The sequence below is a fragment of the Candidatus Weimeria sp. HCP3S3_B5 genome, assembly GCF_052064335.1.
Taxonomy (GTDB): domain Bacteria; phylum Bacillota; class Clostridia; order Lachnospirales; family Lachnospiraceae; genus Weimeria.
Map to the genome: position 1 here is coordinate 79,340 of NZ_JBQHVU010000008.1, position 26,464 is coordinate 105,803.

Below are 26,464 nucleotides of genomic sequence, written 5' to 3' on the forward strand. Positions count from 1 at the left end.
TCCATCATCCGCATATATCGATTATTGCCTGAGCATAAACCTCTACTGCCGTGATCAGATTGTCGACCGGCATGAACTCGTCTGCGCCGTGCATCCTTGTGTCGATTCCCGGAAGAACAGCACCGAATGCTACCCCATTCTTCAGATCGTGGACATAGGTGCCGCCTCCTATGCCTATTGCCCTGCCAGTAAGTCCTGTCACGTCCTGATAGGCATTTAACAGCTTCTTTACGAAATCAGAATCACCAGGAACATAATGCACAGGTATCATGCCAGGGCACTCGAAGGTAAATCCGGCCTCCTCTATATATCTCCTGGCTGTAAGCAGACAGTTGTCCTCAGTCGCACAAAGAGGCACCCTTGAGTCAAAGGTAAAACTCATCCCCTTTTCATCCACCTTGAACAGATCAAGTGTAGCTGTAAGGGATAGCCCCTCCCTGTCAGTCATGTCTATCCCGATCCCTCTGCCGTCATATACTCCGTATGGAAAAAGCTTCGGCACCATCCCAAGAAGCGAGTTCCTTCTATTATCAGCCATAGGAAGATATGAAAGCAGCATAAGAAGCGCAAGACCGGCATTCACTCCCTTCTCCGGAGTAGAGGCATGGGCGCTTTCGCCTATGATCATGATCTCCCTGTCGTCATAAATCTGATAATCCACAGGGACCTTTTCCTTAAGCTTTTCTAATGCAGAGGCAAACATTTGTCTGCTTGTCCCGAGAAACTCAGCTCTCGCCCTGTTAGGGACTGCATTTGTGGCGACTCCAGCAGTCATTGAGACAAGCTCCACTCCCTCTCCCTCGCAAGAGGCACAAGCGGATAAGTCCCCGCGGAACATACCTTTTTCTATATTTATCAGAGGAAACTCAGCATCAGGGGAAAATGTGCATTCTGCCTCTTCCTCCTTCTCATAGTACTTTTCTATATCGATGGAGCCTGTTTCCTCATCCGAGCCCATTATGATCCTGACTCCTCTCTTAAGAGGAATGGCTGATTCCTTTATGGCCCTCATAGCATAGAGAGCACAAAGAAGGGGGCCCTTGTCATCGCTTGTACCACGGCCATAAAGCCTGCCGTCCTTTTCTATCACCTTGAAGGGTTCTGTGACGCTCCAGCCCTCTCCGGCCGGAACTACATCTGTATGTCCTAGGATATCGAGATATCTGGGCAGATCCTGATCAAAATCAGCCGCTATCACATAGTTATCGTAATCTGTTGTCTTAAATCCATATCTCTCGCATAGCTTGCCGCCGAAACGAAGGGCTCTTCTGCACTCCTCTCCGAATGGTGCTTGAGGAGCAGGATCTGAAAGCACCGAAGGTATAGCGCACAGATCCTTTATATCTTTTTTCAGTTCATCAATATGATCCTCTGCAAAGCTCTTAATTCTCTGATCCATAGTTCACCTCATACATATCTTATGCTTTCTATATACTCTCTTATAGTATACACAGTTTCGTCAAAAACCGGAACTATCTCTTCTATGCCCGACTTCCTTGTGACTTCTCTCTGAGTCTTGAAGGCCCTGTCAGCAAGCTCCATAGCTCCTATATTGAGGGCCAGATAGGCAAGAGGATGACAAACCTCATAAACCTCAGAGGCCGTCTTCCTGTCAAGATCCCTCAGCTCATCCTCTATATGAGAAGCATAATCGAGACAGATCTCAAGTGCTGTCCTGTAGTCTCCCAGATCATCGGCGAAATAGGACAGTCCTGCCTTTGTATCAAGTATGGAGCCCCTTCTCAGTGTGATCCTTCCACCTATCTTGAGAGGAAGCTTTACTATGAAGCTGCTCCCCTTTCCATAGACGCTTTTTACATCTATAGTCCCCCTCATCCTCTCCACCAGGGAGGAAACTATGGAAAGTCCAAGTCCTGTACCCTGGATATGCTTTGTCACATCAGAATCGAAGCGGTGGTATCTTTCGAAAAGATACGGTATATCCTCCTCCTTTATACCTATTCCTGTATCGGATACATCTATGACCAGATTCATATTATCGTCAACAGAAGCATAGATTTTTACTGCGCCCTCACTTGTATACTTTATCGCATTGGCTGCCAGATTGATCACGATCTGCTTTATTCTGTCGTCATCACCTATCCATACATCAGGTGTCCCCTGTGACACTGTGGTCTCAAACATGAGACCGCTTTCCTCTGCCATTGTGCCCATCATGTTCCTGATTTCATTTAACAGCCCCGAAAGATGGAAACGGCGGTTATTCAGCTTAAGGCTCTGCCCGTTCAGGCTTACCATATCGAAGATATCCCTGATAAGAAATGACAGCATCTCCTCAGAAGCAAGTATCTGCCTGGCATATTCCTTTGTCTGTGATCTCTTGGAAACCTGCTCCATATGGGTTGCATCTACCCGGATCAGATGAAGCGGAACTGATATCTTATCGGAGACATCTGAAAAAATCCTTTCCTTCTCACTGATCTCATAGGATGCCTCCTTATTTTCCTTGTCCACCCTCTCCTTCAGGATGCTTATCTGCCTGTAGTCCCTTGACTCAACTGCCAGGAAGCAGAAATAGATATAGAAGGAACAGAATGCGGTCACGAACTGTCCCTTTCCATACAGCATGTCAAATGTGATTATCACTGCGACAATGCAGCCAAGGGAGAGGATAATATTTGCTCTTATACCTTCTGCTGATTTCCTGTATGTATAGAGATATACTACCATAGCAGCTACCGAAAGCTCTACCAGAGCAAAGGATCCCCAGAATATCAGGCTGTTGATGTATGGTAAAAAAAGGAGACCTCCTGACAGGACAGCCAGGCCCGCATCAGCAAATGCTGCAACTGTAGTAATAAAAAGCCAGATACGAAATGCCTTGCTGTGACTTGTCGTCCTCCCGTACTGGAGATCAAGGAAGATAAGAAGCACCAGGTCAAATACCCCGACTGCAAGATTAAGATAGGGATCAGGTGGCAATCTAAAAATCCTCATAGAACTTCCTTACCTCCTATCGCTTGACTTATTACCGAAAACAGCTCATCCTGCTTTACCGGCTTTCTCACATATCCGCTGAATCCGGCCTTCTCGTACATCCTGGCGTACTCCTCGCCATCGTTACCTGTGACCATTATAACCGGAGTATGTTCTGCAAGTCCTGACTCAGTCATCCTTCTCATAGTGGCCATCCCATCCATGACGGGCATCTGATGATCTATAAGCACCAGATCGAAATGCTCCCTCGTCATAAGGTCAAGTCCCTCACGTCCCCCTGAGACAGAAGTAACACTTGCTCCGGTATGGTTTAGAAGTCCCTCGATAATTCTTAGATTGATAGGAGTGTCGTCAATGCTTAAGATATGCTTCCCGCTAAGATCCGGCATACCTGTCTTCTGATGAAAGACCTGATCCTCTGTCTTTGCCTGATTTAAGATCCGGTTTACGACCTTTAGCACAGATTCGCCCTCCCTCTTTATCTTGCCGGTAAGCACCCCCACTACAGGGTCCTTATCCTCCTCAGCTATAAGCTGGTTTATCCCAAGGACAGCATTAAGCGGTGTCCTTATCTCATGAGTCATACCGGCAAAGAGATCCTCTCTGGCCTTCTGTGCCTCCTTTATCCTCTCCTGAGCCTTCCTGCTCTCACCTAGCAGGGCTGACATCCTCTTGTAGTCGGGTGATTCCAGTGAGAAATAAAGGATCACAAATGACAGGATCCCTGTTGCATGAGCTAACAAAACTCTGGCATTTATACAAGCCTGTATCAGACATCCGATCACAACGACCATATATCCTGCAAAAATAGTTTTCTTCTGTTTGCTTGAAAAATCCTTATTAAACACGACCATCATAAATATTGAGCTTGTCACTATAAAAAGTGGAATACCATAGCCTATGATATATGAGAAAGGTGTCCTTACAAACCTCTCTGTGCTGAAATCATAGTCTATGATAAAGTGACCCGGCCAGAATATGCTTATTATAAGAAAGACCATATAGACTGAAAAGATAAAGTCCGCTACATTGGTCATCGTATGGATAAGCTTGTTTGGCTTGAAATAGCTTTTCAGATAACGGAAAAGCACATAGGAAAGCAGTCCGAACCCAAAATAGTTCAATGTATTTAATAATACAACTATGAATTTCGAGTAAAAAAGCTCGCTGTCTACCGAAAAGGTAACATAGGTCGTAACAAGATCAAATATATCACTTGCTACAGCCGTAACCGCAAGTACACGAAAGGATTGTAGGTTATGCTTCCTGTCTATCATGATAAATACAAGCAGTATTATCCCGAATATGGCAGCCACACCCTCTATATTCATATTGACCCTGCTGGTGACCTCTGCAAATACATCCTCTTTTCTCATAATACACTTCCCTTCAGTGCCAGCACTCCTCTGATACGACGCTTGAGAATGATCTCGTCAACCGGCCGCTCGATTATATCGTTTCCACCGCAGGAAATACTCCTGACCTTTGATGAACGGTCTCTTTCATCTGTGATGAATATCACAGGAACGTTAAGCTCCATAAACCTCTCTTCATTTCCGAATATCATTGCTGAATCAATGAGGGCGAGATCAGGCTTGTCATTCCTTAATAAATTAAATCCCTTTACTATATCAGATGCCTCGGTCACCTCATAATCCTTTCCCAGAATATATGAAAGTATATTTCTCTCCAGATCATATGAGGTCGCAAGAAGGATCCTTGTCCTTTCCTTATGTTTAGGAGCAGGCGCCTCTTTCTTCTCCTGCTTCCCCTCACTTGCCGGATGGATAGCAGAATCCAGATCGCTTAAAAGCTTTCCATAAAGCTCCATTACCTCTTCATGATGCGCCCTTATATAGTCTGTATCAGATGCCTTGCAGGCGTCCTCAAGCCTCTTCGCCTGGTCGGAAAGCTCTCCCGCTCCTATGGTCCGGCTCGAGCTCTTCAGTGAATGGACACCTATACGGTAATTTTCCAGATCTCCGTCAGAAAGCTCTTTTGATAGCTTCTCCCTTGTATCTCCCTTGATGTAATCGTTTATTATATCAAGATAGAAATCTTCTGCTCCTCCGCAATAGGCAAGTCCTGCCTTTGTATCTACTATATCAGAAAGAGACTTCATAGGATCAGACGATGTATCAGTTCCCCTGACAGTTTTTTCGATGCTCTCCTGGTCAGGCACATCATTTTTTGCTGTAAGCTCATGATCTGTGCCTGTTCTTATTACAGAGCCTTCACCGCAGAGTCTGTCTATAGTATCAAACAGGCCGTCTTGGGTCACAGGCTTTAGCATATAAGCAGCAAAGCCATGTGATCTGTATTCTCTCTCTACGTCAGTTACAGCATTTGCTGTAAGGGCAACGACAGGAGTATCAGGGCAGAGGTTTTCAGTCCTTATCGTATCCATGGCCTCAATGCCATCCATGACAGGCATCAGATGATCCATGAAGATGATATCATAGGCAGTATTCCTTTCCCTGATACGCGAAATTGCCTCCTCCCCGTTCATGGCCGTCTCTACATGACATCCTCCTGATGTAAGGATACGGGCCGTGATATCGATATTGATCTGGTTATCATCGACGACAAGGACATCGAGCTTCTTTGCCACCTCTCTTGTCTTCTTCTCAAATGAAGCCAGGGCAAGAGCCTTTTCTTCTCCTATATGGTCATCTGACACATCACCCTGACGAAGAGTAAAGTAAAACCTGGATCCAATATTGTAGGCACTCTCATATTCAAGCTTTGACCCCATAAGATAGAGAAGCTTTGAGGCAAAGGCAAGACCTAAGCCAAGGCCTGATACTGTTCCCTCCCTGTCTCCCCTGAAAAAGCTCTCAGATATCCTCTTCATCTCGGCAGGCTTGATGCCCTTTCCAGAGTCCTCTACAGTAAAGCCGATAGCACTTATGCTGTCCTTCCACTCAAGTGAGATATCCACCTCCCCCTGATCCGTATACTTTATCGCATTGGAGATAAGGGTATCCATAAGCTGGCCAATCCTGATCCGGTCTCCATAGAGCCTTGTCGGAAGTGCCGGATCTATTACCAGATGAAGCTTCAGCCCCTTATCGGCATTAAGGAAGGCCGTCCTCCTCTTCATATCCTCGACAAGCACGCAAGTCTCATAATCATCATTTTCTATAGAGACATCCTCGTCCTCTATCTCAATGAAGTTCTTTATGTTGTCAGCTATCGAGAGAAGATCACGGCTGGCCTGGCGGATATTTTTCACATCGGAAGCTGCAGCCTGTTTTTTTCTGTCCGAAAGTATAAGCTCAGAATACCCTATTATTGCATTGAGCGGGGTTCTAAGCTCATGGGATAGATGGAGAAGGAAATCTGTTTTTGAACGGCTTCTTCTATTTTCAAGCATAGCCTGCTGCCTCATCTGGCTCTGCGTATCGCGAAGCTTATCCATCACAAGAAGCATGCCCTGATAGTCAGGTGTCTCCATAAGGATCATAAGGAAGGTAAGCCCGATTGCAACCGCAAAGATAGATAGGAGAACCTTTGTGAAAACAAAAAGCTGCAGGGCCGCAACAGACATACAGAAGGAAAAATATATCCATACAAGGATACGCCTGTTATTGGTCCGAAACTCCTCTGTAGTCATGACAACTCTCGCAAAGGCAAAGCCGACCTCTACATACGGGAAAAAAAAGAGGACAAAATACAGAGGTCCATGTATATAGACCCCATTTTGAAAAGACATAAGGATTCCGGTAGGAAAATTTATCAGCAGAAGAATAACATATGCGAATATAAGAATATAGTCTATCCTGTGTAGAGACAGAAGACTGCGTCTATTATCATCAGGATCACTATTTTCTGAAACCTCCTCTGCATACTGAAGAAAGAGTATACCTAAGAAAGCCAGGACAAAATAATAGAGCTCATTAATAGCCATATTCAGAAATACCGGAACTCTATTGGCATTGCTTATAGTAAAGGCTGTAATAATGTCAAAAATGTCTGCGACAAGCACAAATACTATAAGCTGCAAAAAGCCGCGGTTCTTCCTTACCTTCAGGTCATAGGAGAAAACTATGTAGAGAAGGAAAATACTAAGAAAAACAGCCGCAGCTATTGAAAAATCGATATTATAAAGAAGTTTCATGATCAAGCACCAGCGAGGATCTCCTGAACTCTCGCTATCAGATTTTCTGGAATAAATGGCTTTACTATGTATCCGGAAGCATTCAGGTTGGCAGCCTGAATCACAGATTCCTGTGTCGAATCACCTGTGAGAAAGGCTACCCTGACGTCCTTTGTAGCAGGATTGTTCCTGATATAGCGAAGGGTCTCAAAGCCATTCATTACAGGCATTTCTATATCCAGAAGGATCAGATCATAATACTCATCAGAAAGCTTCTGTAAAGCCCGGTTTCCGGACTCTACAGCCTCAACAAAATATCCCTCCTTTGTCAGGATATAGCTGGCAGTCTTTCTGGTGATAAGATCATCATCAACTATAAGTACTCGTTTCATCTGTGAAAAGCCTCCGTTTCTATAATCATTCCTCGCCGGTCAGCTTGTCTATGCTTGCGATCCTTACACATATGGTAAATATCTCAGCAGCCTGCTTCAATTCTTCAAGCGGCGGATAGGAAGGAGCTATCCTGATATTCCTGTCATCAGGATCCTTTCCATATGGATATGTAGCCCCTGCCGGTGTAAGAGTAACTCCGCAGTCCTTACACATGGCTACTATCTTCTTCGCACATCCTGGAAGTGAATCAAAGGAAATGAAGTATCCTCCGTTTGGCTTTGTCCACTCACCAACGCCTAAGTCTCCAAGATTCTTCCCGAAAATATCCCATACAGCCTCGAACTTAGGGCGGAGGATAGCCGCATGCTTTCTCATATGCTGCTTCATATTGGCCATATTTCCGAAGAAGCGGACATGGCGGAGCTGATTTAGCTTGTCATGGCCTATGGTCTGGGCTGACATATATTTCCTGATATCATCGAGATTCTTCTTTGAGGCAGCAAGAGCAGCAAGTCCTGATCCAGGGAAGGTCACCTTGGATGTGGATATGAACTTATAGACCATATCCGGATGTCCTGCCTTACGGCACTCATCAAGGATCTCAAGGATCACATCCTGCTTCTCCGGAACATCATAGAGATGATGAATGGAATAGGCATTGTCCCAGTAGATCCTGAAATCCTCGGCTGCAGGGGTAAGGGCAGCGAATCGCCTTACTGTCTCGTCAGAATAGCTGTAGCCCTGAGGGTTTGAGTACTTTGGCACGCACCAGATTCCCTTTACGGCCGGATCGTTATTTACAAGGTCCTCTACCATATCCATATCCGGGCCGTCCGGAGTCATAGGTATATTTATCATCTCGGCGCCGAAAAACTCCGTGACCCTGAAATGCCTGTCATAGCCAGGTACAGGGCAGAGAAACTTCCACTTGTCAAGCTTGCACCACGGAGTGCTTCCGCAGACTCCCTTGGCATAGCTCCTTGCCACCTGATCGAACATGATATTAAGAGAGGAATTACCAAAGATGATCATATCATCAGGACTTACCTCGCTCATCTCTCCCATCAGGGCCTTAGCCTCCGGGATTCCCTCTCCGACTCCGTAGTTCCTGCAGTCGGTTCCTGTCTGATCGTTGAAATAGCTCTTTGAGCTTAATACGTCCATCAGCTCATTAGACAGGTCAAGCTGCTCTGTCGACGGCTTTCCTCTGGCCATATTAAGGGAAAGATCCTTTTTCTTCCAGGCGTCATATTCCTTTACAAGCGCCTGTCTCTCCTCGAGAAGCTCTTCTTTTGTCATTTCCTGATAAGTCATCTTTTTCCTCCAGCTAAAGCTTAACATTTCTTATTTAGTCTATCACTTAATATCCCAATTCGCAATACAGGGAGACTATATTTTCATTTTTCTGATATAAAGCTCCGCAAACTCTGCTGAATCTCCAAGCCTTACCTCCCGGCTGATACTGCATATCCTTTTCATCCTCTCTCCTGCATCCTCTCTTTCTGATAGAAAGCTCACTGCCCCCTTAAGGGAGGTATTTCCGCACGGGATTATATCCGTATCATTTAGTTCCTCAGGAAAAAGCCCTATATCGATCGCATCAGGAACAGACAGTCCTTCTCCGAATCCACCTGCAAGATATACTCTGACAGGATGCATGTGAAGACTATGAAGCAGTACGGTAAGACCTGCCGATATGGCTGCCTTTGCCATCAGAAGCTCCCTTATATCATCCTGAAGGAGCCTTATATCATCCCCTCCTCTTCCTCTCCAGAGAGGATATCCCCTTTTGATCCATTCATCCCTCACATAGGTCCCGTTCTGGTCTATTATGCCCTCTCTTTTCATAGAAGCCACTGCACTTATAAGACCGCTTCCGCAAAGGCCGGCAGGACGCTTCAGGGAAAGCCTGGCTTTCCTTTGCATCAGCTCACCAGGTGAAAGTCCGGCGGTCTCCTCCTCCCAGGGGATGAGGGATAGCCTTACTCTTCCATTCACAAATGAAACTTCCCTTATGGCCCCGGCTATACCGGCGCAGCCACAGCTTATATTTGCCGCCTCGAAGGCAGGACCGGCTGCAGTAGATGCCACGACAAATCCATCCCTGTTTCCAACGGCCATCTCACCATTTGTCCCCAGATCTAGAAGAAGCGTACATGAGTCATCCCTGTCCATATCAAGGGAGTAGATACCGGATACTATATCTCCTCCTACAAAGGCACTTATTCCAGGAAGCAGATAGGCCCTTCCATTATCCAAAAAAAAGAGGTCGGTCAGATCCCTAAGACCTATGTCACCCGGATCAAATGGAGCATGCCCGAGTGGAGAGACGTCATCTCCGGCAAGCAGATGACCCATAGTCGTATTCGCTGCCACAGCAAGAGCCTTTGGGATTCCAATCAGGCCATAGCGTCCTGCAAGCATGGAAAGCTCACCTTGTATGGTGCTCTCAGCCAGGCGCTGCATATCAGAGCCGGCAATACTTCCTGCTGATGCTGCCTTTATCCTTGAAAGCACATCTGCCCCGTATGTCCTCTGAGGATTTTCAAGCCTTACAGACCCTATTATACTGCCGCAAGGACTTACTGCCGCCGTCTCTATAGTAGTAGAGCCCAGATCGGTCGCAGCATACCACTGTCTTTTACCCTGACCCTCAGAAGAGACTTCAGGTATATCTGCGATCTGATCCGGCTCCACATCTATCTCTGCCTTATCTCCGGTCAGATCCCCTATCCTGGTCTGGCAGGCGAGGACCTGTCTGCTTCCGGAACCATCCCTTACATTTATATGACAGCCTCCGCAGCTGCCCATACCTCCGCAGGGCAGAACAAGACGGATCCCCTGCTTTCGCAGGAAATCCGCCAGTGTCATTTCATTATCAGCTGATCCGTCATTTATCAGTTCTATCTTCATCTGTAGAGATCGACCTTGCTCAGATCGTAGTTGGCGAGATTATCAACTACTCCTCTGTCATCAGCCTCAGCAAACAGGGTTTCCCTGTCCTTGGCGAAAAGAGGAGCCTCTCTGTATGCTGATGGGCCTCCTACACAGCCTCCAGGGCAGGCCATTCCTTCGATAAAGTCGAAGTCTGCCCTTCCGACCTTGAGAAGGAGAAGCTGCTTCTTGCATTCATTAGCTCCGTTAGCTACACATACCTTGGCGTCGAAATCCTTGCCTTCCTCCTTTAATACCTCAAGGACGGCATTAGCAACTCCACCTGTCTGTGAGAATCTCTTTCCAAAGATCGAGCTCTCCTGATACTCGTATCCCTCGTCCTCCTCGAGAACCACATCCCTGGCTCTCATCATGGCTCTTACCTCTGAGAAAGTCAGTGCATAGTCTGCATTTCCCTCTATGTCCATCTCCATGGCCTCACTCTTCTTTGCTATGCAAGGTCCAATGAATACGCATACAGCCTCAGGATCCTTTGCCTTTACAAGCCTTGATACAGCACACATCGGAGAAACAGATGTGGATATCAGCTCGTCGGCAAGCTCAGGATAGTGCTTTCTTATCATATTTACAAAGGCCGGGCAGCAGCTTGTAGACTTCCTCTCGCCCTTCTCGTGTGCCTCATACCACTCAGCCGCCTCTGCCTTTGCAGTCAGATCTCCGCCTAAGCCGACCTCGATGAAATCCTTGAAGCCAAGCTTCTTCATGGCCTTTTTCCATGAATTCATGGTGATCTTCGGACCGAACTGACCCTCTGTAGCAGGCGCAGCCATCGCATAGACCGGTCTTCCGGATCTGATCGCATTTATCACAGGAACTATAAATGACTTAGAGGCAATGGCTCCGAAAGGACATCTGTGGATACACTGACCGCAGCGTATGCACTTCTCGTCATTGATACGGCAGATACCGTACTCATCATACTCTATCGCATTTACAGGGCATGCGAACTTACATGGACGCTTAAGAGCAGCTATCGCATGATAAGGGCAGGCCTGGGCACATTTTCCGCACTCCTTGCACTTCTGCGGATCTATATGGCTTCTGGTCTCTCCCGGCTGGCAGGCACCGAACTTGCAGGCAGATACACAGGCCTTGCCAAGACAATTCTGACAGTTATCAGTCACTACATATGAGGAGATAGGGCAGTCCTCACAGGCCGCATGCAGCACCTGAATAATATTACCGTTATCCTCCGCGTCAACAGACTCGCCGCATGCCAGACGGACTCTTTCTCTTATGATCTCCCTCTCCTTATAGATACAGCAGCGGAACTTTGCCTGAGGGCCAGGGATAAGCTTTTCCGGAAGGAATTCCTTCTCGGCCTCGAGATTTCCCTCGAAAGCAAGCTTAGCTACTGCTCCAAGAACATCATGCTTAATCTTTATCACACCTTCGTCAGCGTACATAGTTATCTCCTTCTAGATTTATTTATAAATACTTTCCATAGCTTGTTTCTTTTTTCATAGCATACAATCTCGCCTCTGCCCTGTTATAGACATCCTCCGGTGAGCGGGCCGCTTTCTCATCTGATGAGGCTGCTCCATAGCTTATCCTGATATCATATTTCCTCCTGAATTCATAGCGGGCCTCGAGTCGCTTCATCCTTGAAAGAGAGGTCTTCACATCCCTGTAGCTGCCATTCTCTATAAGGACTATAAACTCATCTCCTCCCATCCTTATTACCGTTCCGCACCAGGAGAATGAGTCCCTTATTATCTCGGCCGCATCCATTATAAGCATATCTCCGGCCTCTCTGCCAAAGGTGTCATTTGTCTTTGAGACACCGTTGATATTGAAGCAGACGATCTGATATGAAAGCGGGGCCTCTTCTCCTGTTAGCCTCTCAAACAGGTCGTTGCAGTAGGTCCTGTTATAAAGTCCTGTAACAGCATCACGGAAGGCTATCTCCTCTCCTATCTCCCGTGTCGCCTTACTCATGGCCTGGTTTTTTAGCCTGATAAGATAGGCAGCTCCAATAAGAATGATAAAGCTCAGAATGATCTGAGGCAGGAATGAATAGAAAAGGGCCCTGCTTCTTATCCTGATATATACGGCAAGATACTTCCTTAGCATATCCGCTAAATATCCGGCCGAAAGCACGAGGATAGCCAGATCATCTATCAGCACAGGAGAGCTACGTTTCGCTGCTGTTCTATCAGAGGCCAGAATCATCAGAATGATCACGGCAAGAATCATTAGCTCTGACAGGATCATCAGATCCGCCGGATGGACAAGCCCGGTAAGGGTAAATATCCATGATGATGCCACAAATACGACGCTTATGATTCCGGCGATCCTGCCGCATATCCTCTGATATCTCCTCTTACCCGGCTTCCTTATCAGATAAAGTATCGACATAAATGGCAGCACAAGGGTATAGGCTGACAGATACCTCAGAAGGGTATTCACATAAAAGTCGGCCGAGAAAATCTCTACCATATGCGTAAAGCACATAGTCCAGACAGCTGATATAAAAGCAAGTGCTCCTATAGAAAAAGTAAGCCCGTAGTTTCTTCCCCTTATGCCAACGGCTATTGATAAAAGCATAAGCACTGCTCCGAGTGTGAACAGAAGAAAGGCTACAGTATAAGTCTCCACATGCATGTACGAATAGCAGCCGACTTTGTTCTTTGCCGGAACCAGCCTTACCGGAGAAAGTACCCTGAACGCATTATCTATGCCGGGAGTGATCGTTATACAGCATTCCCTTCCAGCTGCATTGGTAGGAAGCAGGACCATATGCAGTCCGTTACCCGGTGTCTGCTTTTTTCTTAACAGATCATATCCGTAGCTGTATGTCGTTATCCCGTCTATATTCACCGTAACGGCTGAAAGCTCCCCGTCAAAGGAAAGTATGACATCCTCACCCAGAGTCCTGGGAAGTCGCTTATTAAGGATTATCATATCACCCTTTTTTATGGCTCTGTCAAATCTGTATGTATACAGATCAGCATTTTTAACCGTTTTTCCAGAAAAGCTTACCTGCCATCCTTTAGAATAATCCCTGACATTCGAATCTAGTATACTGTCAATGAACAGTATAAAAACCGTCATGGCAATAAGTGCAACTGCTGTGGCTGTTATATACCTGACTACGAGTCCGGCCCTTGTCCTTTTCCTGATCATTGGCCGCTCCTTTGGTTATTCATATCCGTTTTCATCATGTACAATCTCTGCTTTAAGACCTGAATAGCCCGTTCGGTATCCTTATCCCTTATCTCACTCGAAAGAGCATATCCGTATGCGGCATCCAGCTCAACTCCTGCCCGCACGGATACCCCTTCAAGCTCCTTTTCAAGCTGCTTTGCCCTTTTCTCAATCTCATAAACAGAGATCATATTTTTTTCGAAAACAATAAAAAACTCGTCTCCTCCTGTCCTTGAGATCAGGTCAGCATCATAAAAGACCTTCCTTAAGCCATCAGCAAATCCCTTTATCACCAGATCTCCAATGTGGCTTCCCCTTTCCCGGTTTATAACCCTAAGTCCATTCAGATCATAGATTATGAATACATAGTCACTCTTATCTGCTGATATCCTTCTCAGAACAGACTCACCTATTATATTATCCTTGAGTCCTGTAAGTGTATCTGTTCCCGAATTCTCTAAAAGCCTTTGTCTCTGGGCCTTTTCAGCCATCTGCTCCAGAACGCCTTTCACATATCCTATGAATATCAAGGTCGTCATCAGAAGCAGTGATAATGGTATAAAGAACATGTCTAAAAAGTTATAATAGACATGAGTCATTGGATCCACACAGTATACCGGCGTATAGATACCTGCTGCTATTGCCGCGACAAAGATACCGGACTCAAGATACTTCTCAGACACCCTCGACCTCTTCCAGTGATAGAGTGACAGAACGACCAGGAAGACAACATCAAAGGCCATTAAAGCGTGAAATACCGGAAGCAGATAATCGACATTTACAAGCCTTAGCTTCTGAAGGACAATAGCAGCTGCACTAAGACCTGTATAAGCACAGGCCGATCCTGTCATGACAAGCTTCTGCCAGGTCGCCAGATTATAAAAGCAGGTCAGCACCAGGATCAAAAGAGGTATAAAGAGCAGGTATATCGACATATACTCTATCATACTGTTGGTACGCAGATTCCTCGAGAAAATCTGGACCATCTTCGAGGAGCACATGCACCATAGCGATGAACATATGGAAAAGAATCCAAGAAAGATCATCCTGAAGAATCCCGGATCAAACACCGTCGCAAAAAGTGACAGGAATATGACCAGCGCTCCCGCTATAAATATGTAGAATGAGACAAATGCCACAACGGCTTTTCCTTTTACAAATACAGCCAGCGCATCATTAAAGGGAGTGATAATGACCTCCGGCACTTCTACGATTGCACCGTTCTGTGAGCTCATCTCCATTATCTTAAGGATCTTTCCCGTACTTCCCTGAGGAAGCTCGACAAAGTTGTAACCGCTGCCTAAGAATGCTCCCGGATTGAGTCCTGTATAGTTATTATATCCATAATAATATACCTGCTTCTCATGGCCTCTGCTATCTATCAGGCTGACCCTTACCGATGACAGACGACTGTAGACCATGACCGTAAGCCGGCCGGTATACTCCATGTCTATCTTCCTCTTCATCACAATGGTCTCATTCCTCTTCAGATCAAGATGTCTGAATTTCCTGTCCTTTATCGAAGCATTCCTATATTGCCTGCCGGAAAAATCTATGTCCCATCCATTGTCAGTATCAAACACCTTGCTGCCGCTCTGATCGACCACAAGATATATAAGCATCCATATGATGCAAAAAACTGCCGCCGAAAATAGGCATACCTTTATTATATTATTAAAGATTCGTCTGCTCTCTATCATTTCTTTAGTCAAAAAAGCCCACTGTAATGGTAGCAAATGTATTCTACCATACCAGCGGGCTTTTTACAAAGGGTTATTGACAAATATCACTTATTTGTCAGATCATCTCCGAAATACTTCACCGAAAGTTTCTTCAGGGTTCCGTCTGAACGCATATCCGAAAGAGCCTTGTTTATCGCTTTTTTAAGTGAGGCGTTATCCTTCCCCTTTTCCATAGGGATAGCATACTCTGTGGCCTCCTTGTCTGTATCAGCCACGACCAGAGGATCCGACGGATTCTGCTGCATATAGTCTCCGAATGAGGTGGAAGCGTTTATAGTCGCGTCGACCTGACCGTTCTTTACCATCTGCAGAGTCTCGACAAGAGTATCGACACCCTTTACACTAGCTCCGTGCTTCTCTCCGATCTCCTGATATGTCGAGCCGATAGAATTTGCCGTCGTCTTCCCTCTCAGGTCATCAAAGGTCTTCACATCGCTACTCCCCTTCTTTACTATAAGAACTGTATGGTCATAGCAGTATGGATCAGAAAAATCATACTTCTTCTGTCTCTCAGGGGTCACATCGACTCCGTTTACCACTATATCATATCTGCCTGAATCCATGCCGGCGAAAAGTCCGTCCCAGGGGCCCTCGACTATGTCAGCCTTTACCCCCAGTCTCTTTGCTATATTCCTTGATACCTCGACGTCATAGCCGACCAGCTCGTCCTTTTCATTATGAAACGAAAACGGCTGCCAGTCTCCTTCGAGACCTATGGTTATCTTCCCGGCATCCTGTATCCTCTTCAGATGATCTGACTTCTGATCAGCTGTTTTCCCCTTAGAACTGCAGGCAGCCAGCGCAAGAGCTGATACAGTTATAAGAGCAGCGATTATCCTTTTCTTCATAAATACCTCCTGTCATTATTCTACAGAAGGAATTATATAATAGATTGTGTGCAATGTAAACTAAAACTTTACTAAAATGCCATTTCCTGCCTTAAATCACCGGCAGAAGGATCCGAAAGACTGTACCCGGCTCATCAAGCAGGCATATGCTTCCGCCATGCAGCTCAACCACCTGCTTTGCGATTGAGAGGCCAAGCCCTGTTCCCCTTCCGCTGGTTCTCGATTCATCTCCTACTACAAAGGGCTCGAAGACACTATCCCTGTATTCCTCAGGTATTCCCGGACCATTATCACCAATCCTTATCTCCATATATCTGTCTTGCTTTTTAGTAACTACAGACGCATGGATAAAGATAGTGTCAGGGGCTGCTGCGTACTTCAGGGAGTTGCCCAGAATGTTTTCAAAGACCCTCTTAAGCTGCATCCGGTCAAATACAGCCATGACCTTCTTATCCGGCAGATCTGCATCCAGCTTAAAGCCGGCTATCTCAAGCTCACTGTATCTTGCCGCGACATTTTCCCTGATGAATTCGCAGAGATCTCCCCGCCTTTTGTCAAGCTCGAACTCAGGATGATCAAGCCTTGAGAAATCGCTTATGCTGTTTACAAGCTCAGTAATAAGCTCTGCCTTTTCCCTTATGATCTCCATATACTTAGGCCTCTCCTCCTCCGGGATCAGACCGTCATTCATGGCATTTATATATCCGGAGATCACGGTTACAGGGGTCTTTAAGTCATGGGAAATATCGGCGACTATCTTTCTTCTCTGATCCACAAGCCTTGTCTCCTCCTCATGACCCTTTCTCAGGGCATCCTCCATTTCATTGAAGGACCGGATCACCTCGATCATCTCCTTAGGCTCCTCTCCCTCGGATATCTGAATCCAGCTTCCCCTGGATGTCCCCTCTATTGCCCTTGAAAGCTTCTTTATAGGTGAAACAACCCTTGATGAAAGCTTCCTGCCAGACAGCATTATAATAAGTGCCATAAGTATTATATAAAGAATGACAGCCGACATCACAATGATCCTCTGAGTCCTGATGAAGCCATTCTCATAGGAATTACTGTGGATCAGCAGGAATCTTTTACTGCCAGCGGAATTCGTGAACTCATATTTCTGTATGAAGAGGTTGCTGCTGTCCACCTGATAGAAGAGATAGTTCATGGTCTCAGATGAAATGCTGCTGTTCTTCAGTTTCATATTGCTGAAGAGTATCCGGCCCTTGCCATTTACTACAGCTATTCCTGTGACCTCATCATTATTATGTCTCACCAGAAGGAAGCCGTCGTTTTCCTTCTGTTCAAGACGGATCATGTCATAGACCACATTGGCATCAGCCATAGGCAGATACTGCAGGATATCCTTATTGTAGGTATTCTTCCTGTCAGAATCACTCGTGTATATGACTCTGGCCCTGCTGTCAGTTATCTCGAAGTATCCGTCCTTTCCGAGCGACCTCCCCGTATTTATCGAGGAATAATCATCACCTGAAACATTGTTTACCTGTCTGATAAGCCGTCTGATACCGGCCGGCTCAACCTTCTCCGGCATCAAAAAAAAGGTACAGACAGCAAGCACTACAGCAAGTATCAGCACCGCTATTACCAGTACTATGGAGTAATGAAGTATTATCGAATATATGCTGCTGTTCCCTTTTGCCTTAAGTCTTCTGAGCTTATTTACCATCGACTGCTCCAAGCTTATATCCGAGTCCTCTTACTGTAATGATGTATTCAGGATCCTTAGGATCATCCTCTATCTTGTCCCTCAGATTCGAGATATGGACCATTATAGTATTCTCGTCATTCTCAAAGTATTCTCCGCGCAGATACTCGTAGATCTGCACCTTGGTATAAACCCGTCCTGGATTTTTCATAAGAAGCATAAGGATCTTTATTTCAGTAGGCGTAACCCTTATCTCCTGTCCGTTCTTAAAAAGCTGCATGGTCTGCCTGTTTAGCTCTAGTCCTCTGTAGCTTATCAGATCCTGCTCTTCTATCTCCTTATTTCCGCTGTTCAGATCATAAAAGCGCCTTAGGGAAGCCTTGACTCTGGCCACGACCTCAAGCGGGTTAAAGGGCTTTACTATATAATCATCAGCTCCCAGATCAAGTCCAAGTATCTTGTCACTGTCCTCCTTTTTTGCCGAGAGTACTATTATAGGAAGGTTATATCTCTGTCTGGCCCATCTGATCAGCTCATAGCCGTTCATCACAGGCATCATTATATCAAAGATACCCAGATCGATCTTTTCCTTTTCAAAAACCCTGCAGGCTTGCTCACCGTTTCCAGCGGTAAGCACCCTGTATCCCTGGTTTTCCAGATAAAGCTTAAGGACCTGTGTTATGTCCGTATCATCCTCTGCAATAAGGATGCTCTGCTGTCTCTTATCCTCATCCATTATCCTGTCTGTCTCCCAAAAGTCTTATTGCGGATCCTTTTTATTTCTTTAGCAGCATAGTGATAGTATCTGTCTGAAAGCTTATCCCAGCCAGCATAGGCTCCGTCCGGCCTGTGATCAACAAGTCCCTCCCTGTCAAGAATCCTCTCAATATATGCAGTGGTCTTTTCTGCTCCTGATATGTTCAGATGGTCGCCTCCGTCAGCTGTATCCCTTCTCCAGTCTATACCCAGTTCCTTCATGTTCATATCAATATAGTGCAGATGATTTTCAGATGCAAGTCTTTTCAGCCTGTTGTGCTTTTCCATATTGTAATTCCTGGGGGAAGGAGCACTGTAAAGCACAAGCTTTGCCCCATGCTTTTTGCAGAGCTCAAGCATCTTATAGAATGCATCCTTATTGGCACGGGAAATCTTCTTTTCCTTTCTGGAGAGCTTCATATAAGAACCATCGCCCTCATAGGGTTTTATGTCCGTCCTTATCACGAACCCCTTGTAGTTCTTCTTTATATTCACATTTCCAGAGCCGTTTATCAGATGCTTCCAGAGATTATGATACTGAAATACCGGGATGACAGAGGCCACTCTTTCCGCCATCATATCCTGAAGCTGATCCAGATCATGCTTAGTCCGAAAAAGTGCATTAGTCTCCATAATGACCACCTTGGGCTTCTGCGTAGACAAAGAAGCAGAAAGAACCTCAAGCATACCGGCTGTGGTCTGACCCGGCTGTCCGCACATATAGACAGAGTAGCCCCTCTCCCGCCATATCTGCATAGGAGAAACGGATGTATAGCTTTCGCTGTCTCCTATGACAAGAACATCTATAGAATCGTCCCTCTCCCTTTCTACCCTCTCCTCCACCAGACGGATATCAAGAGGATTGGTGCCTATCTGCTTTTTCTGATATATATTAAATGGTATGGAAACAAGTAGCAGGAGGATGGCAAGCCCCGCTGCGAACAGAGCTTTTTCCCTTGCTGATATCTGTTTTATATCCATTGTAACAGCCTTTCCTAAAATCCTGCATAGATAAGATCCACCGGACGATAACCAGCTCCATAGGCTCCGAATATGATAAGTCCGAAGATAAGCGCATAATAGGCGCCAAAACGGATCACTACATTCCTTTTAGCAAGATAAGCCTTAAGATCTATCTGCTTTTCCTTTAATATATCTGCTATAAATACTACGATCGTCCCTGCAATTACTGCAAACCAGTCGGCCTTGTCAAGTCCCAGACCAAGAAGACTTCCATCAAAAAGCCGGCTTATGCCTATATTGGTAAAGCCGCTTATAAACATAGAAAGCCCTGCCATGAATCCCTCTGCACGAAAGAAAAGCTCTCCGGTAAATATGATAAGCCAGGTGCGGAGTATCCTTATAAGTGTAAAGGCCCTGCCATTCTTATCGAATCCGGTCTTTTTATAAAAGGCCTTCTTTACAGGCTCAAGGATCACCTCCAGCATCAGAAGAGCCAGATAGTAAAGCCCGTAAAAGATATAGTTGAAGGCTCCTCCGTGCCAGAGTCCGTTAAAGAGCCATACCGGAGTAAGCGCCAGGAAGGATGTGCCTATCTTAGTAATATATCTGCCGAATTTCTTTCTGGCAAAACGGTTCCACCTCATAGTCATCTCAGAGGTAGTGACCGGATAGAATACATAGGTCTTAAGCCAGACTCCAAGTGTGATATGCCATCTCCTCCAGAACTCCGAGGCGCTCTGTGAGAAGAATGGCTGCCTGAAGTTTTCAGGAAGCCTGATCCCGAACATACCGGCTGATCCTATGACTATATCCATCACTCCGGAGAACTCCATATAAAGCTGCACGGCATAGGAAACAGCCGCAATAGGGATCATTATACCGTCATAGGCAGCATGGTTGTGATAGAGCTCATTTACTACGATAGAAAGCCTGTCGGCTATTACAAGCTTCTTTATCATACCCCAGATGATCCGGCACAGCCCGTCAAATATCTGTTGCTCGCTAACAGGGTTTCCTGCATTAAGCTGACTGGCAGTATCCTGATATCTTGCTATAGGTCCCTCCATGGTCTGCGGGAAAAAGCTAAGGAAAAGAGTCACGCTACCAAGGCTTCTGTCGGCATTTATCCTTCCCCAGTAAACCTCCAGAAGATATCCGACTGCCTCAAGCGTATAGAATGATACACCTATAGGTGCTAAGATCCTTACTTCCGGTAAGGAGGCCCCGCTGGCCTGATCTATTATCCTGATAAAGAAATTAGTATATTTCAGATAAAGAAGGATCGCAAAAAGTCCTCCGATCCCTGTCGTAGCCAGAAGTCTTCTCAATCCCTTCCTATCTCCTGCCTTTTCTATAAGAAGGCCGATTCCCCAGACTCCTGCTGCTGTAAGAAGCAGGTAAATGATAAGCTGTCTGCTCCACAGAAAGAAGTAAGTCAGTGAAAAAGCAAGAAGGACATACCTCCTGTATCTCCTGGGACTTAGCTGATATACGATCAGGGAAAGAGGAAGAAATATAAAGAGGTAGGGCAGAGTATTGTATCCCATATCAATTATCCTGAAGCTTCTTTATCATCGAGGCCATTCCCTCGATAGAATTGAAGTTCTCAGGCACCATATCAACTGCATTTATCTTTACATCGAACTCCTCCTCCAGATCAGAGACCAGGGAAATGATCCCGAATGAATCCAGGAGCCTGTCATCAATCAGATGCTTTTCATTCTTATAATCTATACTGTCATCCTCGTCCATAAGTATCTCTTCTATTCTTTTTTCTATTGTATCCATCTGTTTCCTCCATGATTTCCTTAAAACATCTCCTGTGAAGCTGTATTGAAGCAGTAGCATTCCTTTGACTTTCTCAATACCCTGATGCCCTGATCCCTGCTGTAGCTTATGATCTCAGGAAGCTCATGACTAAGAAAGAGTGCCATGCCCTCTACGCATGAATATGCTCCGGCATTTCCAAACACCAGCAGATCTCCCACTGACAGAGGACCTGTAGCTGCCTCTCCGCTTATCACATCATTAACAGTGCAAAGGCAGCCGCAGATCGTCCACCTCTTAGTCTCCTCTCCCTCCGGGACAGATGCACTATCATCCTTTCTTATGACCTCTATAAAAGGATGGTACATGCCTCGCAGCTGGCCATCGTAATTCAGCTGATGCATACCTCCATCGGTAATAGCATAATTGATACCGCCGCTTCGCTTGGTATCTAAAACCCTTATCACATAGGATCCGCAGGATGCCGCAAAGATCCTTCCCATCTCAAGAGTAATATGTCCCTTCCATTCCATCCGGGAGATTGCTTCTCTTATCTCTGTAAAGAATCGATCTGAGAGATCCTCCTTCTGATCCATAAAGTATCTCGCAGGTATTCCAGGGCCGTACTCTATCTCACCTATCCTTATGCCTGCCTCCTGCTCAAGTTCTCTGATAAACTTATCAAGCTTTTCTATCTCCCTTACTGGCTTTTCTGGCTTCCTCTTCTGGGAGCCTGAATAATAATGGATCCCAACAAGCTCTATGGACTGAGATCCTGCGGCTATCCTTAGTGCCTGTCTTACTCCGTCCTGATCGAGTCCGAACTGGTTTCCACTTGAAAGCCTGATATAGATACAAAGTCTCTCCTTTTCCCTTTCTGCCAGGTCTATAAGAAGCTTTAGCTGATCTGTCGATTCTACGGTATATCTGGCCTTTGCTCCACATTCCTCTACTATCCTGCCAAGCTCTAATGGCTTTTTAAGCACTCCTGATATCAGAAGCTTTCCTGGATCGACTCCTGCCTGTCTGCATATACAGTATTCTCCGTATGAGCAGACCTCTATCCGATCCACCAGAGCAGAGGCCTCCTTTACCAGGAAGGGATTACATTTCATTGCAAAGCAAAGCCCCGCCACGTCTGTCATCTCTCTTATCCTTCTGATATTATCCCGAAATACATCCAGATCAAAGAAATAAAAAGGTCCGGTAGAGCTTAGTGCCTTTTCTCTTAATGCTTCGTTCATCTTTCCTTTAATCCTTTCCTCTCACTGTCCAAAAAAGGGCATTGCGGTCTATCTTGCCATGGGCTGTCAGCTTAAAGCCGCTTACCTGCCTTAGTCTGTTCGGCACCATATATGATGGCAGCTCCTTTTTCATCTTTCCTTTAATCCTTTCCTCTCACTGTCCAAAAAAGGGCATTGCGGTCTATCTTGCCATGGGCTGTCAGCTTAAAGCCGCTTACCCGCCTTAGTCTGTTCGGCACCATATATGATGGCAGCTCCTTTTTCATCTCTCTTCTAACATCCGCTTCAGCCGGGCTTCCCTGATAGAAGCCGTAGATCAGGCTCTTGTCCTTGTCAAAGATGCAGCAGGCTCTTTTGACTCCCTCCATATCCTCGATTGCACCCTCAAGCTCTCCAAGCTCTATCCTGTGTCCCATATGCTTGATCTGGAAGTCCCGTCTGCCTGTAAAGTAAAGGAGACCATCTGTGCCGAAATATCCCATATCGCCTGTCTTATATGCCCTGCTGCCGTCAATAGTGACAAAGGACTGGGCTGTCCTCTCCGGATCGTTATAATACCCTTTGGCCAGAGACTCGCCGCTTACACAGATCTCTCCCCTCTGATCCTTATTCCTTATCTGCTTTCCATTCTCATCGACAAGGAAGACCCTGCGGCCTCCAAAGGGCTTTCCTATAGGAAGCTCTCCTTCTGCCAGTCCCTGTGGCAGCCTGTAATAGGTGCAGTTGCAGGTGATCTCAGACGGCCCGTAGAGATTTATGAACTCTGTGCCAGGCAGAGCCTGCTGCCATATCCTAAGCTGCTTTATCGGCATAACCTCACCTGAAAACATAACCTTCTCAAGCCTATCAGGCACCCTGTAATCAAAGCCTCCGAGCTGGGAGATCATACAGAGGGCCGAAACCGCCCAGATCAGCGTTGTGATCCTCTTCTCGCACAGATAATCAATAAGAAGCTTTGGCATGGCAAAATATGTCCTTGGTATCAGCACCAGCTTTGCTCCTGTCATACAGGATGAAAATATATCCTTGACTGACACATCAAAGTCAAACGGGGCCTGGTTTCCTATTACCTGATCACTTTCAATGCCAAGCTCCTCTGTGAAGTGACCTATAAAGTCATGCACCGCCCTATGGCTTACCAGGATGCCCTTTGGCTCTCCCGTCGAGCCTGATGTAAAGATCGCATACAAAGGATCCTCCTCCTCTGCCTGCTCCCTTATCCCTGCAAGTGCCTTACCATCTGTCTCTGTATCAAAGATCGTGCCTATATCAAGCACCGTGCCCTTAAAGCCTATAGCAGCAAGTCTTTCCTTCTGCTCCCTGTCGCAAACGACCAGGTCTGCCGACAGTCTCCTCATGATCTTACAAAGCCTCTGATCCGGCTGGGCCTTGTCTATAAATACATAGAAGCCTCCGCCATAAAGGACTCCGTACAGGACGGCCAAAGCCTTGGCCGACTTCTCGAGCAGGATCACAACCGGCTTCCTCAGGCATCCTGCCTTAGCCAGCGCGCTTCCGGCTCTTTCGGCCAAATCCCTAAGCTCCTTCCAGCTGTATGAGCTCTCCTGATCAGCTACCGCTGTCCTTCCCGGAAACCTCTCTACAGTTTTCTCAAATTCCTCTAAAATAGTACGCATATCGCCCTTCTCCCTTTCAACTCCTCTACTATAGTAAACCGCCAATCTAAAATCAGCCTTTACTTTTTCTAAAGAAATCTTTAGATAGAGATCAGCATAAGGGCATAAAAAAACCGGCACCCCGTAATCGGGATGCCGGTTTTCTATCCGATACATCTACCTGAATTATTCACAATACATTTTGATAGCTCCGAAAATCACTTGACCTTGTAAAGGAGAAACTCGCTTTTGCATACAGCTTAAAGGACTAAGATGAGATGGCTGAAACAATCATGGATATGTGCGATGCAACAGGTAATGAGCATTTCAAGTGTTTTCCAAATCTGCTCGATATGCACTTCTCCGGGATCATTGCACATGCACGATATCAAATATCAACAGGAAAGATTGAGGGAATCGATCAGAAAATAAAGACACTCAGAAGACAGGGGTAGGGATATCCTTACGATGAATATTTTTTCTTGAAGATTATAGACATGAGCAGAAATGATTATGTCAGGAATCAGAAATCACATAGAATCTGTGATTGAACCACTTTAATCTCCCTGTCCATCTCACTTTGCATCATTATCGTACCATATTATGGTCTGAACCGGTACTTTCCTTTGCCCATACCCTTCACTGGCTCAATGATTCCACTATTTTTCATACGACTAATCAGTTCGGAGGAGGGGGATGCTGTTATCCCCAAAGCCTCCATAACCTCAGTACGTCCAAATATTTTTTCTAACCCAAAATTCCAATAGAGCGTCTTGATATTAGAAAGCGTTTTCCCTTTTATGCTATGATCTGCAAGCTCTTTATAATACGGAAATTTATCCTGAATGTCCTGTTTTTTGTTTCCAATGTCCTGTTTTTCATTGTTAATGTCCTGTTTTTTCTCAACAAGACCCTGTATTTCATCACTCCATCTGATGTGAGTGTACCTGCTTTTCAGGACATTATGCTCTCCGAGAAGAAGATTCCTGAGAAAAAGCTCCAGATATTCCGTTGTTTCATGGACTCCTTTTTCCAAGTTGTTGTAATTTGCCCGCACCATTGCATTGCGGAAATACCAGGCATTCTCGGCAAATACGTCGTTTGTCACATCAAACCCAAGTGTCCGCAGATATTTGATAAAAAACACCGCTGTCGTCCGTGTGTTTCCCTCTGCAAATACATGGATCTGCCAGAGTCTTGAGACGAACCTGGCAAGATGAGCTATGATATCAGACATAGACATACCGTTATAGCTGAAATCTCTTTCCTGCTGCAGATCATATTCGAGTGTCGCCTTCAACTCTGTTGCTTCACCATAGATCACTGTATCCTCATCGAGAATCCATTCCTTCTTTGTCAGATTATAATCCCTGATCTTTCCGGCATGAGGAAAAATCCCCAGAAAAAGCTTTCTGTGGATAGAAAGATATTCAGGCTCGCTGAACGAAAAACCAGTCCCTGAGAGAATATCCGCTATACGCGAAGCCACCTTGTCGGCCTCCTCTGTCCGGTGCTCCTGAGAATGTTGCTTCCGTGGCTGCTCATAATAACACTCGATCAGGCTTTTCGCTTCATCAATAGTGATCTCGCCTTCTATATTCCTATATGCAGTTTCTTTCAGATAATCTGATGTCTCAAGACCGTCAACCTTCTGCAGTCCGATAGCAGTCTGCCATGCGTATCCACGCTGTCTCTTGTTCGGTTCCTTACTCCTCAGATATTCCTCGAATGGATCTTTTTCCATAGTGTTTACCATTTAATATCTAAAACTTCCCACACCCAAAAGGTGCGTTGAACCTTGAAAACTCAATAAAAAACGGATCAAAATAAGGCATAGAAGCCTTTTTATGGAATAAGATTAGTACATCAAACTACCAAAGAAAGGATTTTCTATGCCGAACTCTATTATACCACAGGAACAGGACGGACAAAACCTCTATAATGCAATTTCTTCATTTTTTCATGATTTTTTTTGGGGGGTAGGTAAGCTGCTTGGCAAGTGCAATGTCCATAAAGAGAAAGGCATTTCTGTCATGGACGTCTTCAGATACAAGCTTTGTAACGTCTTTCAACCTAAATTCCCGGTGTCTCCACACTAGGCTTTGCGTATAACGGTGTAACATCCATCGCTGTATACAGATCCACCTGCTTTTTCAGGACTTCGCCCTGAATTGGTGTTTTCCCTGGCTCAGTGAAGCTTTCGATAACATCCAGTTCATCCAGGAGTCCCTGGAGGGTGTACTTTGAAAAAAGTTCGTTTTTCTGCATCCGGTCCTTGATATAGGACAGATATATCAAAGAAACAAAGGT

General features: G+C 45.6%; 21 protein-coding genes and 1 pseudogene. 1 reads left to right on the top strand and 21 read right to left on the bottom strand.

Annotated features, from left to right (window positions below; translation table 11 throughout):
• Nucleotides 1-4: 4 nt before the first annotated feature.
• The 19 genes from ACTNCK_RS05645 to ACTNCK_RS05735 form a co-directional block, all read right to left on the bottom strand.
• Nucleotides 5-1,399 (bottom strand): Sapep family Mn(2+)-dependent dipeptidase, encoded by a 1,395-nt coding sequence (locus ACTNCK_RS05645; protein WP_441081532.1) that lies wholly within the window; start codon nt 1,397-1,399, stop codon nt 5-7.
• 8 nt (nt 1,400-1,407) lie between these two features.
• Nucleotides 1,408-2,958, bottom strand: coding sequence for a sensor histidine kinase (locus ACTNCK_RS05650; RefSeq protein WP_441081533.1), 1,551 nt, complete (start codon nt 2,956-2,958; stop codon nt 1,408-1,410).
• Entirely contained in the window at nt 2,955-4,334 is a 1,380-nt protein-coding gene (locus ACTNCK_RS05655; RefSeq protein WP_441081535.1) for a response regulator, read from the bottom strand. The genes ACTNCK_RS05650 and ACTNCK_RS05655 overlap by 4 nt, the downstream gene beginning before the upstream one ends.
• Nucleotides 4,331-7,078, bottom strand: a complete 2,748-nt coding sequence (locus ACTNCK_RS05660; RefSeq protein ID WP_441081536.1) for a response regulator — start codon at nt 7,076-7,078, stop codon at nt 4,331-4,333. Before ACTNCK_RS05660 ends, ACTNCK_RS05655 begins: the two co-directional genes overlap by 4 nt.
• 2 nt (nt 7,079-7,080) lie before the next feature.
• Nucleotides 7,081-7,449 carry a response regulator gene (locus ACTNCK_RS05665; protein ID WP_441081537.1) on the bottom strand — a complete coding sequence of 123 codons (369 nt, stop codon included), beginning with the start codon at nt 7,447-7,449 and terminating at the stop codon, nt 7,081-7,083.
• A gap of 25 nt (nt 7,450-7,474) precedes the next feature.
• Entirely contained in the window at nt 7,475-8,764 is a 1,290-nt protein-coding gene (locus ACTNCK_RS05670; protein ID WP_441081538.1) for an aminotransferase, read from the bottom strand.
• 75 nt (nt 8,765-8,839) lie between these two features.
• Nucleotides 8,840-10,363 carry an ASKHA domain-containing protein gene (locus ACTNCK_RS05675; RefSeq protein WP_441081539.1) on the bottom strand — a complete coding sequence of 508 codons (1,524 nt, stop codon included), beginning with the start codon at nt 10,361-10,363 and terminating at the stop codon, nt 8,840-8,842.
• A complete protein-coding gene (locus ACTNCK_RS05680) occupies nt 10,360-11,811 on the bottom strand; it encodes a 4Fe-4S dicluster domain-containing protein (protein WP_441081540.1) in 1,452 nt (483 codons plus the stop codon). The genes ACTNCK_RS05675 and ACTNCK_RS05680 overlap by 4 nt, the downstream gene beginning before the upstream one ends.
• Nucleotides 11,812-11,833: 22 nt before the next feature.
• Nucleotides 11,834-13,531 (bottom strand): GGDEF domain-containing protein, encoded by a 1,698-nt coding sequence (locus ACTNCK_RS05685; RefSeq protein WP_441081541.1) that lies wholly within the window; start codon nt 13,529-13,531, stop codon nt 11,834-11,836.
• A complete protein-coding gene (locus ACTNCK_RS05690) occupies nt 13,528-15,174 on the bottom strand; it encodes a GGDEF domain-containing protein (protein WP_441081542.1) in 1,647 nt (548 codons plus the stop codon). Before ACTNCK_RS05690 ends, ACTNCK_RS05685 begins: the two co-directional genes overlap by 4 nt.
• Nucleotides 15,175-15,338: 164 nt before the next feature.
• Complete coding sequence (locus tag ACTNCK_RS05695; protein ID WP_441081543.1) at nt 15,339-16,142, bottom strand: transporter substrate-binding domain-containing protein; 804 nt, start codon at nt 16,140-16,142, stop codon at nt 15,339-15,341.
• Between the two features lie 91 nt (nt 16,143-16,233).
• Complete coding sequence (locus ACTNCK_RS05700) at nt 16,234-17,829, bottom strand: ATP-binding protein (RefSeq protein WP_441081545.1); 1,596 nt, start codon at nt 17,827-17,829, stop codon at nt 16,234-16,236.
• Nucleotides 17,819-18,544: a response regulator transcription factor gene (locus ACTNCK_RS05705; RefSeq protein ID WP_441081546.1), complete on the bottom strand. Its 726-nt coding sequence runs from the start codon at nt 18,542-18,544 to the stop codon at nt 17,819-17,821. Before ACTNCK_RS05705 ends, ACTNCK_RS05700 begins: the two co-directional genes overlap by 11 nt.
• Complete coding sequence (locus tag ACTNCK_RS05710) at nt 18,544-19,545, bottom strand: SGNH/GDSL hydrolase family protein (protein ID WP_441081548.1); 1,002 nt, start codon at nt 19,543-19,545, stop codon at nt 18,544-18,546. Before ACTNCK_RS05710 ends, ACTNCK_RS05705 begins: the two co-directional genes overlap by 1 nt.
• A gap of 14 nt (nt 19,546-19,559) precedes the next feature.
• Nucleotides 19,560-21,074 carry an MBOAT family O-acyltransferase gene (locus tag ACTNCK_RS05715; protein ID WP_441081551.1) on the bottom strand — a complete coding sequence of 505 codons (1,515 nt, stop codon included), beginning with the start codon at nt 21,072-21,074 and terminating at the stop codon, nt 19,560-19,562.
• A gap of 1 nt (nt 21,075) precedes the next feature.
• Nucleotides 21,076-21,315, bottom strand: a complete 240-nt coding sequence (locus tag ACTNCK_RS05720; protein WP_441081552.1) for an acyl carrier protein — start codon at nt 21,313-21,315, stop codon at nt 21,076-21,078.
• Between the two features lie 20 nt (nt 21,316-21,335).
• Nucleotides 21,336-22,538 (bottom strand): alanine racemase, encoded by a 1,203-nt coding sequence (locus tag ACTNCK_RS05725; protein ID WP_441081553.1) that lies wholly within the window; start codon nt 22,536-22,538, stop codon nt 21,336-21,338.
• A 7-nt stretch (nt 22,539-22,545) separates the two neighbouring features.
• Nucleotides 22,546-22,671 carry a hypothetical protein gene (locus ACTNCK_RS05730; protein ID WP_441081554.1) on the bottom strand — a complete coding sequence of 42 codons (126 nt, stop codon included), beginning with the start codon at nt 22,669-22,671 and terminating at the stop codon, nt 22,546-22,548.
• A gap of 7 nt (nt 22,672-22,678) precedes the next feature.
• Complete coding sequence (locus tag ACTNCK_RS05735; RefSeq protein WP_441081555.1) at nt 22,679-24,175, bottom strand: AMP-binding protein; 1,497 nt, start codon at nt 24,173-24,175, stop codon at nt 22,679-22,681.
• Nucleotides 24,176-24,432: 257 nt separating this feature from the next.
• Between ACTNCK_RS05735 and ACTNCK_RS05740 the strand changes: the two genes are divergently transcribed.
• Nucleotides 24,433-24,609, top strand: coding sequence for a transposase (locus ACTNCK_RS05740; protein WP_441081556.1), 177 nt, complete (start codon nt 24,433-24,435; stop codon nt 24,607-24,609).
• A 146-nt stretch (nt 24,610-24,755) separates the two neighbouring features.
• Here the strand turns inward: ACTNCK_RS05740 and ACTNCK_RS05745 are convergent, their stop codons facing one another.
• Both ACTNCK_RS05745 and ACTNCK_RS05750 read right to left on the bottom strand, forming a co-directional pair.
• Complete coding sequence (locus tag ACTNCK_RS05745; protein WP_441081557.1) at nt 24,756-25,898, bottom strand: Fic family protein; 1,143 nt, start codon at nt 25,896-25,898, stop codon at nt 24,756-24,758.
• Between the two features lie 329 nt (nt 25,899-26,227).
• Nucleotides 26,228-26,464, bottom strand: a pseudogene (locus tag ACTNCK_RS05750) (hypothetical protein); the annotation flags it as partial.

Excerpts from the sequence above, each read along its gene's own strand:
- ACTNCK_RS05705 (WP_441081546.1), bottom strand. The coding sequence starts at position 18,544 with ATGGATGAGGATAAGAGACAGCAGAGCATCCTTATTGCAGAGGATGAT.
- ACTNCK_RS05695 (WP_441081543.1), bottom strand. The coding sequence starts at position 16,142 with ATGAAGAAAAGGATAATCGCTGCTCTTATAACTGTATCAGCTCTTGCG.
- ACTNCK_RS05680 (WP_441081540.1), bottom strand. The coding sequence starts at position 11,811 with ATGTACGCTGACGAAGGTGTGATAAAGATTAAGCATGATGTTCTTGGA.
- ACTNCK_RS05690 (WP_441081542.1), bottom strand. The coding sequence starts at position 15,174 with ATGCTTATATATCTTGTGGTCGATCAGAGCGGCAGCAAGGTGTTTGAT.
- ACTNCK_RS05730 (WP_441081554.1), bottom strand. The coding sequence starts at position 22,671 with ATGAAAAAGGAGCTGCCATCATATATGGTGCCGAACAGACTAAGGCAG.
- ACTNCK_RS05650 (WP_441081533.1), bottom strand. The coding sequence starts at position 2,958 with ATGAGGATTTTTAGATTGCCACCTGATCCCTATCTTAATCTTGCAGTC.
- ACTNCK_RS05685 (WP_441081541.1), bottom strand. The coding sequence starts at position 13,531 with ATGATCAGGAAAAGGACAAGGGCCGGACTCGTAGTCAGGTATATAACA.
- ACTNCK_RS05740 (WP_441081556.1), top strand. The coding sequence starts at position 24,433 with ATGGCTGAAACAATCATGGATATGTGCGATGCAACAGGTAATGAGCAT.
- ACTNCK_RS05745 (WP_441081557.1), bottom strand. The coding sequence starts at position 25,898 with ATGGAAAAAGATCCATTCGAGGAATATCTGAGGAGTAAGGAACCGAAC.
- ACTNCK_RS05645 (WP_441081532.1), bottom strand. The coding sequence starts at position 1,399 with ATGGATCAGAGAATTAAGAGCTTTGCAGAGGATCATATTGATGAACTG.
- ACTNCK_RS05710 (WP_441081548.1), bottom strand. The coding sequence starts at position 19,545 with ATGGATATAAAACAGATATCAGCAAGGGAAAAAGCTCTGTTCGCAGCG.
- ACTNCK_RS05725 (WP_441081553.1), bottom strand. The coding sequence starts at position 22,538 with ATGAACGAAGCATTAAGAGAAAAGGCACTAAGCTCTACCGGACCTTTT.
- ACTNCK_RS05670 (WP_441081538.1), bottom strand. The coding sequence starts at position 8,764 with ATGACTTATCAGGAAATGACAAAAGAAGAGCTTCTCGAGGAGAGACAG.
- ACTNCK_RS05675 (WP_441081539.1), bottom strand. The coding sequence starts at position 10,363 with ATGAAGATAGAACTGATAAATGACGGATCAGCTGATAATGAAATGACA.
- ACTNCK_RS05700 (WP_441081545.1), bottom strand. The coding sequence starts at position 17,829 with ATGGTAAATAAGCTCAGAAGACTTAAGGCAAAAGGGAACAGCAGCATA.
- ACTNCK_RS05735 (WP_441081555.1), bottom strand. The coding sequence starts at position 24,175 with ATGCGTACTATTTTAGAGGAATTTGAGAAAACTGTAGAGAGGTTTCCG.
- ACTNCK_RS05660 (WP_441081536.1), bottom strand. The coding sequence starts at position 7,078 with ATGAAACTTCTTTATAATATCGATTTTTCAATAGCTGCGGCTGTTTTT.
- ACTNCK_RS05655 (WP_441081535.1), bottom strand. The coding sequence starts at position 4,334 with ATGAGAAAAGAGGATGTATTTGCAGAGGTCACCAGCAGGGTCAATATG.
- ACTNCK_RS05720 (WP_441081552.1), bottom strand. The coding sequence starts at position 21,315 with ATGGATACAATAGAAAAAAGAATAGAAGAGATACTTATGGACGAGGAT.
- ACTNCK_RS05665 (WP_441081537.1), bottom strand. The coding sequence starts at position 7,449 with ATGAAACGAGTACTTATAGTTGATGATGATCTTATCACCAGAAAGACT.
- ACTNCK_RS05715 (WP_441081551.1), bottom strand. The coding sequence starts at position 21,074 with ATGGGATACAATACTCTGCCCTACCTCTTTATATTTCTTCCTCTTTCC.